The sequence below is a fragment of the Longimicrobium sp. genome (assembly GCF_036388275.1).
GTDB lineage: Bacteria > Gemmatimonadota > Gemmatimonadetes > Longimicrobiales > Longimicrobiaceae > Longimicrobium.
Window position 1 is genome coordinate 40,268 of record NZ_DASVSF010000099.1, and the last position, 14,207, is coordinate 54,474.

14 protein-coding genes are annotated in these 14,207 nt (G+C 70.1%); 6 read left to right on the forward strand and 8 right to left on the reverse strand.

What is annotated here, in order from left to right; genetic code table 11:
* Positions 1-256 precede the first annotated feature (256 nt).
* The 5 genes from VF632_RS20905 to glyA form a co-directional block, all read right to left on the reverse strand.
* Positions 257-1,249, reverse strand: a complete 993-nt coding sequence (locus VF632_RS20905; protein ID WP_331024862.1) for an MDR/zinc-dependent alcohol dehydrogenase-like family protein — start codon at positions 1,247-1,249, stop codon at positions 257-259.
* An 11-nt stretch (positions 1,250-1,260) separates the two neighbouring features.
* The gene (locus VF632_RS20910) at positions 1,261-2,355 is read right to left on the reverse strand and encodes an SDR family NAD(P)-dependent oxidoreductase (RefSeq protein ID WP_331024863.1); all 1,095 of its coding nucleotides are present in this window, start codon (positions 2,353-2,355) and stop codon (positions 1,261-1,263) included.
* A gap of 10 nt (positions 2,356-2,365) precedes the next feature.
* Entirely contained in the window at positions 2,366-3,505 is a 1,140-nt protein-coding gene (locus tag VF632_RS20915; RefSeq protein WP_331024864.1) for an NAD-dependent epimerase/dehydratase family protein, read from the reverse strand.
* Between the two features lie 360 nt (positions 3,506-3,865).
* Positions 3,866-4,144, reverse strand: a complete 279-nt coding sequence (locus tag VF632_RS20920) for a hypothetical protein (RefSeq protein ID WP_331024865.1) — start codon at positions 4,142-4,144, stop codon at positions 3,866-3,868.
* Positions 4,145-4,391: 247 nt separating this feature from the next.
* Complete coding sequence (gene glyA, locus VF632_RS20925) at positions 4,392-5,642, reverse strand: serine hydroxymethyltransferase (RefSeq protein ID WP_331024866.1); 1,251 nt, start codon at positions 5,640-5,642, stop codon at positions 4,392-4,394.
* A 227-nt stretch (positions 5,643-5,869) separates the two neighbouring features.
* On the opposite strand from glyA, the gene VF632_RS20930 reads away from it, so the two are divergent.
* Entirely contained in the window at positions 5,870-6,151 is a 282-nt protein-coding gene (locus VF632_RS20930; RefSeq protein WP_331024867.1) for a hypothetical protein, read from the forward strand.
* A 134-nt stretch (positions 6,152-6,285) separates the two neighbouring features.
* Here VF632_RS20930 and VF632_RS20935 read toward each other — a convergent pair whose 3' ends face one another.
* Positions 6,286-7,593 (reverse strand): M20/M25/M40 family metallo-hydrolase, encoded by a 1,308-nt coding sequence (locus VF632_RS20935; protein ID WP_331024868.1) that lies wholly within the window; start codon positions 7,591-7,593, stop codon positions 6,286-6,288.
* A 198-nt stretch (positions 7,594-7,791) separates the two neighbouring features.
* Between VF632_RS20935 and VF632_RS20940 the strand changes: the two genes are divergently transcribed.
* The 3 genes from VF632_RS20940 (at position 7,792) to VF632_RS20950 (ending at position 10,278) form a co-directional block, all read left to right on the forward strand.
* Positions 7,792-8,865: a hypothetical protein gene (locus VF632_RS20940; protein ID WP_331024869.1), complete on the forward strand. Its 1,074-nt coding sequence runs from the start codon at positions 7,792-7,794 to the stop codon at positions 8,863-8,865.
* Between the two features lie 142 nt (positions 8,866-9,007).
* On the forward strand, positions 9,008-9,652 hold the full coding sequence (locus tag VF632_RS20945) for a hypothetical protein (protein WP_331024870.1): 645 nt from the start codon (positions 9,008-9,010) through the stop codon (positions 9,650-9,652).
* A gap of 86 nt (positions 9,653-9,738) precedes the next feature.
* Positions 9,739-10,278, forward strand: a complete 540-nt coding sequence (locus VF632_RS20950) for a hypothetical protein (RefSeq protein WP_331024871.1) — start codon at positions 9,739-9,741, stop codon at positions 10,276-10,278.
* Here the strand turns inward: VF632_RS20950 and VF632_RS20955 are convergent.
* Positions 10,268-11,455, reverse strand: a complete 1,188-nt coding sequence (locus VF632_RS20955) for an FAD-binding oxidoreductase (protein WP_331024872.1) — start codon at positions 11,453-11,455, stop codon at positions 10,268-10,270. The genes VF632_RS20950 and VF632_RS20955 overlap by 11 nt on opposite strands.
* A gap of 93 nt (positions 11,456-11,548) precedes the next feature.
* On the reverse strand, positions 11,549-11,746 hold the full coding sequence (locus VF632_RS20960) for a hypothetical protein (RefSeq protein WP_331024873.1): 198 nt from the start codon (positions 11,744-11,746) through the stop codon (positions 11,549-11,551).
* A 157-nt stretch (positions 11,747-11,903) separates the two neighbouring features.
* On the opposite strand from VF632_RS20960, the gene VF632_RS20965 reads away from it, so the two are divergent.
* Entirely contained in the window at positions 11,904-13,124 is a 1,221-nt protein-coding gene (locus VF632_RS20965; protein ID WP_331024874.1) for a hypothetical protein, read from the forward strand.
* 480 nt (positions 13,125-13,604) lie between these two features.
* Complete coding sequence (locus VF632_RS20970) at positions 13,605-14,207, forward strand: short chain dehydrogenase (protein WP_349264026.1); 603 nt, start codon at positions 13,605-13,607, stop codon at positions 14,205-14,207.

The window sequence follows — 14,207 nt, forward strand, 5'->3', positions numbered from 1 at the left end:
GGCTTCCGCACTCGGCGTCGCAGGCTGCGCTTCGGTCAGGACTTCGCTCACTCTCGTCTCCGGAGGATCTACAAAGCTGTGAAAAAAACGGGCTGCCCCGTTTCGTCTGTTTCGTGGCGGACCCGCCGTGTGTGGCGGATCCCTCAGTCGCTGCCGTCTATCGTGTGAGTGCCGGGCCGGCGTGGCCGCTCCATCGGGATGACATCCGCCGGGCCCGTCGTTTCACTTCCGCACTCACGCACTAACGCACTTTCCCTCAACCATCAGTGCGCACCAAAGCTTTGAGAAACCCGTCCGGGCGGTCGCGCGTGGCGTTCAGCGCGTCATCCAGCTGGTCGAGCGCGAACGTGTGCGTGTACAGCGGTGTGGGGTCCAGCCGCCCCGAGGCGACCGCGTCCACCGCCAGGCGGATGCCCTCGATGTACACCGCCGGGTCGCGCTCGTGGGCGTTGATCACGTCCAGGCCACGCCAGTTCCACATCTGCATGTTCACCTGCCGCGGCCCGTCCTGGTGATAGCCCGCGATGATCAGCCGGCCCCGCTCCTTGGTGATCTCCGCCGCCAGGTCCAGCGGCCACTGCTTGCCCACCGCCTCGATCACCCGGTCGGCCAGCACGCCGCCCGTCAGCTCCTTCACCTTTTCGATGATCGCCCAGTGGTCGTCCATGGCGATCGTCTCGTCCGCGCCCATCTGCCGGGCGACGTCAAGTGAGAAGGGACGGCGGCTGATGGCGATCACCCGCGCGCCCGCGTCCTTGGCGAGCCGCGTGAGAAGCGCGCCCAGAAAGCCGATGCCCACGATGGCCACCGTCTGCCCCGCCTGGATGTCGCTGCGGCGGAAGATGTTCATGGCGCACCCCAGCGGCTCGCCAGGGAACGGCTGGCCGTCCAGCGACGCGGGGAGCTTGACGGTGGCGGAGGCGTCGGCCACGTCGTACTCGGCGTACGAGTTGTACGAGAGCGCCGCCACGCGGTCACCGACGGCGAACTCGTGCACGCCCTCGCCCACCGCGTCCACCACGCCCCACCCCTCGTGCCCCATGCCGCCGGGGTCGGTGGGAAACTTCATCCAGTCGGGGCCGGACCACGGCGTCAGGTTGCTGGCGCAGACGCCGCATCCCTCCAGGCGAATCCGCACCTGCCCGGGTCCCGGCTCGGGAACCGCCACCTCGTCCACCGAAATCCGGCCCGGGCCGGTCAGCCGCACCGCGCGCATGGTCGCGGTGATGGTCTCGTCTTGAATCGTCATCTCCAGGAAATTCAGGGCACCGCGGCGGCCTGCGCCAGCAGCGCCTCGTCGGCTTCGGCGGCAAGGCTGGGTACGGGAGACATCAGGTCGGCCTCGCGCAGCCAGCCGACCAGGTTCTCCAGCCCGGCCTTCCACGAGGTGCGCGGCTTCCACCCCAGCACCCGCTCCAGCTTGGCGTTGTCGCTCACGTAGATTCGCTGGTCGCCGGGGCGCCAGTCGGCCATGCGCACGGGAACGGAGCGGCCGGTGATCTGGATCAGGCGGTCGATCACCCCGCGCACCGTCACCGCGTTGGCCGCGCCGCCGCCCACGTTGAACACCTGGCCGGCCACCGTGTCGATGCGCCCCATGGCCAGGCGCATGGCCTCGACCAGGTCGTCGATCCACAGGATGTCGCGCACCTGGCAGCCGTCGCCGTAGATGGTGATGGGCTCGCGTCCGAAGAGCGCGCGCCCGAAGTGCGCCACCCACCCCTGGTCCTCGGTGCCGAACTGGCGGGTTCCGTAGATGCAGCTCATCCGGAAGACCACCGTGGGCAGCCCGTAGATGCGGGCGTAGTCGTGCACGTACTGGTCGGCCGCGCCCTTGCTGCAGCCGTAGGGCGAGTGAAAGTCCAGCCGCGCGTCCTCGCCCACGCCGGCGCGCCGGTCGGCGTAGCGGTAGGCGTCGCCCGCCAGCTCCACCTTCACCTCGTCCATCCCCCCGTACACCTTGTTGGTGCTGGTGAAGAGAACGGGGGGCGCCCCGCTCTTCATGGCGCGGGCCGCCTCGAGCACGTTGAAGGTGCCCAGGATGTTGGTCTGCAGGTCGTCGAGCGGGTCCTGGAGCGAGGTGGTGACCGCCACCTGTGCGGCCAGGTGGAACACCTGCTTGCTCTGCTTGACGAGGGCGCCGATGCGGGCGGCGTCGCGCACGTCCACCTGCTCGATGCGTACGCGGTCGCCGTGCTGGGCGCGCAGCCACTCGGCGTTCAGCCGCACCCCGGCACGGGAGAAGTTGTCGGCCACGATCACCCGCTCGCCGTCGCGCAGCAGCGCGTGCGCCAGGTTGCTGCCGACGAAGCCCGCGCCGCCCGTGATCAGGATGTGGTCACGCGTTCCCTTCATCGTCCCCTCCTCACAGCGTAAGTCCGCGGGCGGCCAGCTCGGCCGCGTGGGCTTCCACCCCGTCCTGCGGGCGGTCCTGCTCCTGCAGCCAGGCCACCAGCTCTTCCATCCCCTGCTCGAACGTCACCCTGGGCTCGTATCCCAGCACCTCGCGGGCAAGGGAGATGTCGGAGAAGCAGTGCCGGATGTCGCCGACGCGGTACTTGCCCGTCACCTGCGCCTGGACGTCGCTCCCCAGCACGCGGGCCAGCGTTTCCGCCACCTCGCGCACGCTCACGCCGCGCCCCGAGCCCACGTTGAAGGCCTGGCCCGCCGCGGCCTCTTCGTCCGCCGCCAGCAGCAGCGCCTGCACGATGTCGTGCACGGAAACGAAGTCGCGCCTCTGCCCGCCATCCTCGAAGATCAGCGGCGGCTGCCCGTTCAGCAGGCGCGCGCTGAAGATGGCGGCCACCCCGGTGTACGGGTTGGAAAGCGCCTGGCGCGGGCCATAGATGTTGAAGAAGCGGAGCGCCACCGAGGGAATGCCGTACGCCGCGCCGATCTGCAGGACCATCTTTTCCTGGTCGGCCTTGGTGAGCGCGTAGATGCTGGTGGGGTCCAGCGGCTTGCCCTCATCGGTGGGCAGGGGCCGCAGCTCGGTGCCGTCCACGTCGCGCGGCTCCCACTGCTGGGCGCGCAGCTGGTCGGCGGGGCGCAGGGTACCGCGCGGCGCGGCGCCGTCGGGGCGCCCGTAGCGGCCCTCGCCGTAGATGGACATGGACGAGGCCACGATCAGCTTGCCCACCTGGAGCTTCTTCGGGCCGTTCCGGTCGTCCACCAGGGCCTGCAGCAGGTGCGCGGTGCCCATGGTGTTGACGGCGGTGTAGTCGGCGATCTGGTACATCGACTGGCCCACGCCCACCGCCGCGGCCAGGTGGTAGACCACGTCGATGTCGGCCAGGCTGGCGAGCACCTGATCGGCGTTGCGCATGTCGCCCTGGACGAACTCGGCGTCGGAGGGCACCCAGTGCGGCCGACGCCCCTCGGGGTGAACCTGCGGATCGAGGTTGTCGAAGATGCGCACCCGGTCGCCGCGCGCCAGCAGCGCGTCTACCAGGTGGCTGCCCACGAACCCCGCCCCTCCCGTCACCAGCACTCTCCGAGCCGACACTCCCCACCTCCGTTCGCGGTGATCCCACGGCGGCGCCGCGCCCCCGGCGCGCCCGCCCTGCTCCCTTCCCCTCCCCTGCTCCGAGCACCCGATGCGTCCCGTTCGGCGCGCTCACGCGGCCAAAATCGTCCCTGAGCGCCCGTGAATCAAGCAGTACGTTGCGGCCACCCGGCACCACATCCCTGCATCTTCAACATCTACATACGTTTGCGGACCGCGCCCGGTTCGACGACCGCCTGCCTCCACAAGCGGCGCGGGGGACCGAAACCGATCCCCCGCCCGCGGAGAGGCCGTGTCAGGCGCGGACGCCGCGTCCGCTCCGTACGCCGTGCATCGGCAGCCGGACCCGTTCCAGGAGCCTCACCCCTGCTCCGCGCCCAGCCGGCGGGCGTAGTCCCCGTCCCAGCGCTCCATCCGCCCGTTCACTTCCTCGGCCGGCACGCCCGCGACCAGGCGCTGCGCCAGGCGCACGCCCAAGCGGCGCTCCTGGGCGCGCAGGTACTCGGCGGAGTGGCCGCGATCCAGGTGCTCGGACGCTTCCATTTCCAGCGAGAAGGCCAGCTTGTCGAGGTCGGTGAAGATGCGGCCGCGAAGGTCGACCGCCTCAGGGGTGTCGGTGCCGCTGGGCTGGCTGAGCATTCAGGTACGCGTGGAACGGGGGTTCAGGTACCTCCCGGGCCCGAAAACCCGCGTGGCGCCGGGCTTTTCGGCAAACGTATGTAGATGCTCAGGCAAAGAACATGCCGTTCACTTTTCGAACGGCGCCTCAGAAATACGGGCTGTTCCGGACGGGGTGGATGCAAATTCCATGTACCCCCGGAGGCAGCGCCACGCGCCCGGCGCCACCTGGGCGGCGCCGGGCGCGGTCCATCCACCGATCAGCCAGTCAGCTCCGCGCCCACTCCCCGTAGAGGGGGAAGCGCGAGCACAGCTCGGCGACCTCGCCGCGGACGGTGCGGGCCACGCCGTCGTCGTCCGGCTTCTGGATCACGCGGTCGATGAAGGCGCCGATGGTCCGCATTTCGTCCTCGCCCAGGCCGCGCGTGGTCAGCGCCGGCGTGCCGATGCGCACGCCCGAGGTGACGAACGGCGACTCCGTCTCGCCCGGGACGGTGTTCTTGTTGACCGTGATCCCCGCCCGCTCCAGCGCCTTCTCGGCCACCTTGCCGGTGACGCCCTTGCTGCGCAGGTCCACCAGCATCAGGTGGTTGTCGGTGCCGCCGGAAACCAGGGTGAAGCCGCGCTCCATCAGCTCGGCGGCCAGGGCGCGCGCGTTGGCGATCACCCGGCCGCTGTAGTCGCCGAACTCCGGCCGCAGCGCCTCGCCGAAGGCCACGGCCTTGGCGGCGATCACGTGCATCAGCGGGCCGCCCTGGATGCCGGGAAAGATCTGCTTGTCGATGGCCTTGGCGTGCTCCTCGCGGCACAGGATCAGCCCGCCGCGGGGGCCGCGAAGCGTCTTGTGCGTGGTGGAGGTCACCACGTCGGCGAAAGGCACCGGGTTGGGATGGTGCCCGGTGGCCACGAGCCCCGCGATGTGCGCCATGTCCACCACCAGCCGCGCCCCGCACTCCTGGGCGATCTCGCCGAACGTCTCGAAGTCGATCTGCCGCGGATAGGCGCTGGCGCCGGCCACGATCACCGTGGGCCGCACCTTCATGGCCTGGTCGCGCAGGGCGGCGTAGTCGATCCGGTGGTCGTCGGGGCGAACGCCGTACGCCACCACGTTGTACAGCCGCCCGCTGAAGTTCACCGGCGAGCCGTGCGTCAGGTGGCCGCCCTCGCTCAGGTTCATCCCCAGCAGCGTGTCGCCGGGCTGCATCAGGGCGAAGTAGACGGCCATGTTGGCCTGCGCCCCCGAGTGGGGCTGCACGTTGGCGTGCTCGGCGCCAAAGAGCTGCAGAAGGCGCTGGCGGGCCAGGTCTTCCACCACGTCCACCACCTCGCAGCCGCCGTAGTAGCGCTTGCCCGGGTAGCCCTCGGCATACTTGTTGGTGAGCACCGAGCCCATGGCCTGCAGGACGGCCTGGGAAACGAAGTTCTCCGAGGCGATCATCTCCAGCTGGGTTTCCTGCCGGCTGGCTTCGTCCACCAGCAGGCGGTGGATCTCGGAGTCGGTCTGCTTCAGCGCGTCCATGCGTCTTTTCCCGGGCGTCACGGTCAGGATCGGGGCACCTCCAAGGCGCGCAAACTACCCCGCGCCGGCCCCGGTGTACAGTGCCGGGCGCGCCCGTCGCACGCCGTGGAATCTGCTACGGGCGCAGCGGCCCGCAGCTTGCTGGATGGGAGAACACATGTCGGTGCGCCCGTGCGTCGAGGGCCGCGCGCCGAAGGACGTGATCCAATCCGCGTACGGAGTGACCGATGAGAAACCTGCGCCACCTGGGCATCATGGCGCTTGCCGCCGGCCTGCTGACCACCTCTGCCTGCTCGGGGAACGACCGCGCGCGCAACCTGCCCGGCGTGCTCCGCCCCAGCGTGGGCGAGCGCGACGGCCGCGATCGTGACCGCGACGGGAACCGCGACGCGCGGCCGGACAAGGACAAGGGCCGTCGCGACGAAACCCGCTGCAACGCCGGGCGCGGCAACGGAAACGGCAACGGGCGCTGCCGCAACGGAAACAAGGGCAACGGGCGCAACCCGTAACCTGTCGTCGCGGCCTTTGGCCAGATAAAAAACAACAGCGAAGTTTCAGAGGAACAGAGAAAAGCCAGAGATACAGAGGACCCGTCTTCCTCTGTATTTCTGGCTTTTCTCCGTACCCTCTGTACCCCCGCTGTTCAGCGAGTCAGGCGGTAGATGAGCAGCGCGGCGCGCTTGATCTGCAGCGGCAGCGTTTCCAGGTCGATGCGCTCGTTGGGGCCGTGCGCCCCGGAGCCGTGCACGCCCAGCCCCGCCAGCGCGTTGGTGTACGGCGCCACGAACGACACGTCCGCCGCCCCGCGCCGGCCGGGATCGAACGCCTGCATCGGCGCCGTCCCCAGGTCGCGGTTCACGCTGTTCAGCACGTCCAGCAGCGCCTGGTTTCCTTCGGTCGGGGGCATGGACGGATAGCCCTCGCCGAAGGTGATCTCCGCCTCCGTGCGCGGAAGGTGGCGGGCGACGATGGCCCTCATCCGCTCACGCGTGCGCTGCAGCTGCTCGTCGGTGAGCGTGCGGATGTCGCCGGTGACGATGGCCGTCTGCGCGATGACGTTGGTCTTGCCGAACGCCGTCCCCGCGCTTCGCCGCGGATCGTACTCCACGTCCGTCCCGCCGACGATCACCCCCGGGTTGAAGGTGAGGTTGGGCTCGCCGCGCAGCTCCTCGTGAAAGGCGGTGAGGATGCGCGCCGCCTCGAAAATGGCCCCGCTCCCCGAGCCCTCGCCGAACACGCCCGACGAGTGCCCCGTGCGGCCGCGCACCCGCAGCGTCCACCCGCTGCTGCTGCGCCGCGCGACCACGGCATACTCGCCCAGCGAGTCGCGCGACCCCGTCTCGAACTCCAGCGCCGCGTCGCTGTTCCGGCCCGCCTCGATCAGGTGGTGCCGTGAAATTTCCAGCGGCCGCCCCGCCGATTCCTCGTCCCCCGTGAGCGCCACGGTGACGGTGGTCCCCTCGAGCACGCCGGCCGCGTGAAGCGCCCGCAGTGCGTACAGGATCACCACGTCGCCGCCCTTCATGTCGTTCACCCCCGGCCCCGTGGCGTACCGCCCGTCGCGCACGAAGCGCTGAAAGGCGTCGTCCTCTTCGAACACGGTGTCCAGGTGGCCGATCAGCAGCACGCGCTTGCCCTGCGTCCCGGTGCGGTAGGCGAACAGGTGCCCGGCGCGGTTCAGCGAGTCGGGCATGCTGATCCACCGCACGTCGAACCCCAGCGAGTCCAGCGGCGCCTCGAAGTGCCGCCCCACCTCGCGCACGCCCGCCGGGTTCAGCGTGCCGCTGTTGATGTTGACGATGCGCTCCAAAAAGCTCACGGCGTCGGCCGCATGGGCGTCTACCGAGCGAACGATGGCCTGCTCCTGCGGCGAAAGCTGCTGCGCCGCGGCGGGCGCGGCGGCCAACGCCAGCAGCGGAACGAGCGCGGACGGGATCAGTCGAGAAGTCACGGCACTTCGGGGATCGCTGGGAAGATGGAAAACGGGGGATTCGTGACGATAGCGCGTGGCCGAGCACCGATCAACCGATCCCCGCCAATTTCCGGAGCCTTAACCCTGCTACGGGACCAGCGAAGACACATGTTTGGCATGCTGAATGCTTTCCCGGCCCATCCCGAAGCCGGAAACAGAAGATGTAGGAACTACGCAATGAAGCGCGTCCTTCTTGCCCTCGCGGCGACGTTCGCCCTGTCCGCGTGCCTGGATTCGCCGTCCGGGGTGGGGGAACCCGAAACCCCGCCGGACCCGCCGGTGGGCACGGACCCGGTGGCCGCGGCGCAGGCCAGCACCACCTGCCAGGGGCGCTGCCTGGTACGGCTGGGCACCATCGGGCACTTCAGCTACGCGTCGCTGAACGAGCACGCGGAAGTGATCGCGGCCGGGCACCGGTGGACCAAGGCCACGGGACTCGTGCGCAACAACGGTGAGGGGTGGCGTGCCATCAACAGCTGGCACCGGCTGATCGCCGGCACCTCCGAATCCATGCCGGTCGTGTGGGAGAACAACCGCATCAAGAGCCGCATCACGCTCCCCGACATGCGGTTCGGCGAGGCCATGTCCATCAACGACTGGGGCCGCGTGGTGGGGAACTACCGCACCAACGGCGACATGCACACCCGTGCGTACCGCTGGTCTCCATACGGGGGCGGCACCGTGCTCCCCTGGCTGGAGCGGCACGGCAGCTCGGCCGAGGACATCAACCACAGCGACGACGCCGTGGGCTACTCGGTTCCCGCCGACGGTGTGCGCAAGGCGGTTCTCTGGCCCAAGGCGGGCGGGATCCGCGAGCTGGGTACGCTTCCGGGCTACGTGGGCAGCATGGCGATGGCCATCAGCAACAAGGGCGCGGTGGCGATGGTCAGCTGGAAGGAGGAGGTGGAGCGCGGAGTACCGGAGATGCGGGCCGCGCTGTGGACCCCCGAGGGCGGGCTGCTGAACCTGGGCACGCTGGGCGGCAACTTCAGCGAGGCGTACGACGTGAACCACTGGGGCGAGGTGGTGGGCTCCAGCACCACCCGCGACCTGCCCGCCACGGGCGGCTTCGACGGCCAGGTGCACGCGTTCACCTGGCACCCCTCCACCGGCATGGTGCGGCTGAACGCGGGCGGCGCCACGCAGAGCCGTGCCCTGGCCATCAACAGCTGGGGCGACGTGGTGGGGATCTTGAACGACAACGAGCTGGTGGCCTGGGTGTGGGAAGAGAACCTTCACCGCTGGCGGTAGCGGCCACGCGCACGAGAGGGAACACGGGCTCCCCGCCGGGATTTCGGCGGAGGGCCCGTTCGCATCCCGCGGTGCTTGCGGACCGGCACCACGGATCGGGATCTTGGGATGACCATCCTTGCCCCGTCCTCCCCGTCCGCCGATGCGAATCCGCCCAGTCCTGACCGCCGCGACCGCGATCGCGCTTCTCGCGGCCTGCGCATCCACCCGCGAACCGTCGCCCGGAGCGGTCTCCATCGACCAGGTGCGCCGGCTGCCGGTAGCGTCGGGCGGATCGGTGGAAGGTGTGGTCACCATGGCATCCGGCACCTTCGACGGCGGGTTCGCCGTGCAGGACGGCACCGCCGGCATCTACGTGCTCCCGCCCGCCGACTCCGCACGCTACCCGGCCGGCACCAGGCTGCGCATCACCGGGACGATCTCCGATCCGCAGAACCAGCTCGCCATCCAGCCGTCGCGCATCCAGGTGATCGGAGCGGGGACGATTCCGGACGCGCGGCCGATTCGCACGGGCGCGGTGGACGAGGCGAGCGAAGGGCTGCTGATCCGGGTGCGGGCCCGCGTGACGGGCGACGTGCTGGATGACCAGCCGTGGGGATGGAAGCTGATGCTGGACGACGGGTCCGGGGCGCTGCTGGTGTTCGTGGATGCGCAGGCGGGGATCGACGTCAGCGCCATCCGCGCCGGGCAGTGGCTGCAGGTAACGGGCTACTCCGGCCAGTACGAGGAGCACCGCGAGATCCTGCCCCGCACCCAATCAGACCTGCGCCCGATCGGCGAGCCGTGATCCGGCGAACGCGATTCTTGCGCCGTTGTACGCAGCCCCGGGATCCTGGAAGCCCATCCTAGCTTCAACCCCCGACCAGGCCTACGATGCGACGCCTACCTGCCCTGCTGATCCTCCTCACCGCCCTGCCGGCCGTTCCCCTGCAGGCGCAGACCGCGGGGGAAACCTCGGTGGGAGTGTCGATGAACTTCGGTCCGCGGCTGGGCGCTACGCTCTCGATCAAGCGATTCGTGCAGGACGAAGTCGCCGCCCAGTGCGGATTTACGGTGGGACCCGGCCTGCATGCCGTGGGATGCGGTGCGCAGCGCTACGGGCTGATAGGAACCCAGACGTATGCCGGGATCGACATTGGCGTGACGACGCTCTCCGCGTTCACCACCCGGCGCGAGGGCGAGCCGGCGGCGAAGCGGCCCCCGAGGTTCGTGTTTGCCGCGGGGACCCTCGGGCTGCAGGCGCGCCCGTCGACGGTGGAGGAGGTGCGCCCGTACGTCGGCCTGGGGCCGGCGCTAGCGATCGGGCCGGGCTCGGAAGTCGGCAGCTTTCTGCAGGGAATGCCCCGGCTCGGCGCCGTGCAGACCATGTTCACGCTGGACGTGGGGCTGGAGCTGTACCCGGTCAGCCACTAAGGGCCGCTGCGCGCATCCCGACGGCGGCGGGCTCCCGCAGGATGTCGGCGAGCGGCGAGCTTCCCGTCAGGGCGACCTGCGCCATCGCGCGGCCGCAGAGGGCGCCGATGACGTTGCCGGTGCCGCTGTAGCCGCCCGCCGCCCACACGCCGGGGCGAACCTCCTCCAGCACCGGCAGCCCCGACGGCGTGTAGCCCACGGAGGCCGCCCATCGGTGCGTGACCGGCGCCCTGACGCCGATGCGCTCGCGGAGAAACCCTTCCAGCCGCGCCTGGACGGTCTCGGACGGCTCCCACTCCTCCGTCCACTCTCCTTCCCCGCCGAGGTCGCGGAACCCACCCAGCGCGATCCGCCCATCCGTCAGCTGCTGCCAGTACTCGTAACCCCAGCGCGCGTACACGGGCCGCGGCAGGCGCACCTCGTCGGTGGGCGCGGTCGCCAGCATCTGCAGGCGGGCGGTGCGCACGCGGCCCCGCAGCTCGGGGAACAGGCCTTCCAGCCGCCCGTCCGCCGCCACGATCACGGCCCCGCACCGCACCCGTCCCACGGGCGTGACCACTTGGCCTTGGCCGATCTCGATGGCGGGCGAGTGCTCGTACAGGCGCGCGCCGCGCACCGCCGCGCGGCGCGCGAGCGTGCGGCAGCGGCGCAGCGGCTGGAAGGCGGCATCGGCGGGAAAGAGCAGGCCGCGCCCCTCCGGCCCGTCGTAACACTCCACCGCAAAGCCGTCCGCCTGCAGGCCTTGCATCTGGCTCCGGCAGTCGTCTTCTTCCTCGGGCGTGTCCACGATGCGCAGCGACCCGGTGATCCGCACGGCATCCGGCGTTTCCGCGGCCATCCGCGCCACCTGCTCCAGCGTCAGCCGGTAGACCGAACTCGCCCACTCGCGGCCCAGCTTGCGGACGGCGTCGTGGTAGAAGTCGTACGTCCCCGCCAGCAGGAAACCACCGTTGCGTCCCGCCGCGCCGCCCGCGACCATCCCCGCATCCACCCCGACGACGCTCAGCCCGTGGTCCAGCAGCTCCGTGACGCCCGCCAGCCCCGAGCCTCCAAGCCCCACCACGCAGACGTCCGCGGAAACGTCGCCCTCCAGAGACGGGAGCGCGGTCCAGGGCTCGTCGTCCCACACGGGCGTGTTCGGCCGCGGCTGGCCGGGAGAGGCAGGATGGTGATTCATGCGACAAAGACGAGGTGCCGGCTGGCTCGGAGTTCTCACGCGGGTGCCGGGATCACGCAAAGATATCGCGGAGCGATGGTCGATCGCGAGTGTTCAGGCGGCGGAAGAGGAGCGGCGGATGGTCATCGCATTGAGGCGGGTCGCGTTGCTGGCCCTGCTGGCGCTGCTCGTTTCCTGCATGAACATGATCGGGTGCTGCGCCAGCGACTGCGAGCGGTTTCCACGGTAATGCGAAGCGAACCGGCTCGCGCAATCCACAGCCGCCACCACGACCCTGGCCTCCTTCGCCATCTTCGTCGTGTCACTCGCGGCCTCGTTCCGCATGCGACGGCGCACTACGCACGAATAACCCAATAGAGACAAAATTTCCGTTGACCGGAGCCCGACGGAGCGCGCACCTTGGGGGACCACGCAGGTCTTTCACCCACTCCGCACCCCGGAACCCACCATGAAGCCCCCAACGTTTTTCCGCGCCGCACTCACCCTCCTCGGCGTGGCCGCACTGGCCGCCTGCGCCGACCAGCCCCTGGCCCCTCGCGCGACCCAGCCAGCAGGACCCGCGCTCACCGTGATTCCCACCAACGCGCTGGCCTCCATCGACGCCGGCTCCACCCACAGCTGCGGCCTGACCTCCGCGGGCCAGGGCTGGTGCTGGGGCCGCAACAACGTCGGCCAGCTGGGCGACAGCACGGCCGCATCCACCACCGTGCCCGTCCCCGTCTTCCATCCCTCGGGCGTCACCTTCACCCAGGTGAGCGCGGGAGCCATCCACACCTGCGCCATCACCTCCGCGGGGCAGGCCTACTGCTGGGGCAGCAACGGCGACGGCCGCCTGGGCGACAGCACCACGGTCCTGCCGCTGATGCCCGTGGCCGTGAAGCCGCTCGGGGCCATCGCGTTCACCAGCATCAGCGCGGGCGGGTCCCACACCTGCGGGCTGAACGGCTCGGGCCAGGCGTACTGCTGGGGGAACAACTCGTCGGCGCAGATCGGCGACAGCACCAAGACCTTCGCCGTGACGCCGGTGGCGGTGCGCATGCCCGCCGGCGTCACGTTCAGCGCCATCGCCGCGGGGGGAACACACACCTGCGCCCTGGCCACCACGGGCCAGGCCTACTGCTGGGGCTACGGCGGCGACGGCGCGGTGGGCAACAACTCCACGCTGGGCAGCCGCATTCCCGTCGCGGTGCAGCAGCCGGCGGGGGTAACGTTCACCTCCATCGCCACCGAGTACAACCACTCGTGCGGGCTGACCTCGGGCGGGCAGGCATACTGCTGGGGCTACAACTTCTACGGCCAGGTGGGCGACAGCACCACGGTGTCGCCGCGCAAGGTTCCCGTGGCCGTCGTGCAGCCCGCCGGCGTCACCTTCGTGCAGCTGTCCACCGGCGGCTCCCACACCTGTGGCGTGACCAGCGGCGGACAGGCTTACTGCTGGGGCCGCAACACGCAGGGGCAGTTCGGCGACGGCACGCTGACGGGGGCGCTCACCCCCACCGCGGTCTCACAGCCCCTGGGCGTCAGCTACGGCCTGGTGACGGCCGGATCCGAGCAGACCTGCGGGCTGGACGGCGTGGGCCAGGCCTGGTGCTCGGGCCGCAACGACTTCTCGCAGCTGGGCGACGGAAGCACCACGCGGCGCACCTCGCCCGTAGCCGTTTCGCACTGAGCACATCAGGCAGTTGATTGGACGGACGCGGCGGGCCGGATGCATCGGCCCGCCGCGTCCTTCGTCGGGGTACCTGCATCATGCGTCCACCACCGTCTCTTAGCCGAGAAGATCAAGCGATGCCAGGTCGCGGTGGCCTGTTGATCAGGGGACCTTTGCCGCGGCCCTGCTTCCGCTTGCGGGGTGCACGGCCATGGGGCCAGGCGACGGGTTGATGTGGGGTTTTTTCGTTCCAAGGCATAGACTCGGCTCCGGGTGGGCGGGGGTAAAACGCAAAAAAGCCCCAGCCACCCGGAATTGGGTGTGGGGCCTGTGGCGGTCGAGTTGTCTCCGCGCCATTGGCGCGTGTCACAAGTATTACAAGGCTCGGCGCACCAGTCAACCCCCTCACTCGTTGAAATGAGCACCCAGCACGCGCGCGCGGGATTTGCGGCGGGCGTCGTCCCTCGCGGGTCGGCTCACACGAGATGGGAGATGCGGATGAAGGTGCTGGTGATCGGGGCGACGGGAACCATCGGCCTCGCGGTGGCCGAAGCGCTGCGGGCGGAGCACGAGGTAGTTTCGGCGGCGCGGAGCAGCGGTGACGCGCGCGTGGACATCGCCTCGCCGGAGTCCATCCGCGGCCTGTTCCGGCAGGTGGGGCGCGTGGACGCGGTGGTGTCGTGCACGGGAAGCGCGGCGTTCAAGCCGCTGGACCAGCTTTCGGACGAGGACTTCGCGTTCAGCCTGTCGAACAAGCTGATGGGCCAGGTGAACGTGATCCGCTCCGGCCTGGAGCACGTCGCAGACGGCGGGTCCATCACCGTCACCAGCGGCGTGCTGAGCCAGGAGCCCGCCCCCGGCACGTCGGCCATCAGCCTGGTGAACGCGGGGCTGGAGGGCTTCGCGCGGGCGGCCGCCCTGGATGCGCCGCGCGGAATCCGCATCAACGTGGTCAGCCCACCGTGGGTGAGCGAAACGCTCGAGGCGATGGGCCGCGACCCGGCCGGCGGCCTCCCCGCCGCGATCGTCGCCCACGCCTACGTGGATGCCGTCTCCGGCGCGTTCAACGGCCAGGTGCTCGACGCGCGAAAATACGCCTGA

What these genes read in the sequence shown, in the direction of transcription:
- VF632_RS20945 (WP_331024870.1), top strand. Translation starts at nt 9,008, where the DNA reads ATGCGAATCCGCCCAGTCCTGACCGCCGCGACCGCGATCGCGCTTCTC.
- VF632_RS20905 (WP_331024862.1), bottom strand. Translation starts at nt 1,249, where the DNA reads ATGACGATTCAAGACGAGACCATCACCGCGACCATGCGCGCGGTGCGG.
- VF632_RS20940 (WP_331024869.1), top strand. Translation starts at nt 7,792, where the DNA reads ATGAAGCGCGTCCTTCTTGCCCTCGCGGCGACGTTCGCCCTGTCCGCG.
- VF632_RS20955 (WP_331024872.1), bottom strand. Translation starts at nt 11,455, where the DNA reads ATGAATCACCATCCTGCCTCTCCCGGCCAGCCGCGGCCGAACACGCCC.
- VF632_RS20965 (WP_331024874.1), top strand. Translation starts at nt 11,904, where the DNA reads ATGAAGCCCCCAACGTTTTTCCGCGCCGCACTCACCCTCCTCGGCGTG.
- glyA (WP_331024866.1), bottom strand. Translation starts at nt 5,642, where the DNA reads ATGGACGCGCTGAAGCAGACCGACTCCGAGATCCACCGCCTGCTGGTG.
- VF632_RS20920 (WP_331024865.1), bottom strand. Translation starts at nt 4,144, where the DNA reads ATGCTCAGCCAGCCCAGCGGCACCGACACCCCTGAGGCGGTCGACCTT.
- VF632_RS20960 (WP_331024873.1), bottom strand. Translation starts at nt 11,746, where the DNA reads ATGGCGAAGGAGGCCAGGGTCGTGGTGGCGGCTGTGGATTGCGCGAGC.
- VF632_RS20930 (WP_331024867.1), top strand. Translation starts at nt 5,870, where the DNA reads ATGAGAAACCTGCGCCACCTGGGCATCATGGCGCTTGCCGCCGGCCTG.
- VF632_RS20950 (WP_331024871.1), top strand. Translation starts at nt 9,739, where the DNA reads ATGCGACGCCTACCTGCCCTGCTGATCCTCCTCACCGCCCTGCCGGCC.
- VF632_RS20910 (WP_331024863.1), bottom strand. Translation starts at nt 2,355, where the DNA reads ATGAAGGGAACGCGTGACCACATCCTGATCACGGGCGGCGCGGGCTTC.
- VF632_RS20970 (WP_349264026.1), top strand. Translation starts at nt 13,605, where the DNA reads ATGAAGGTGCTGGTGATCGGGGCGACGGGAACCATCGGCCTCGCGGTG.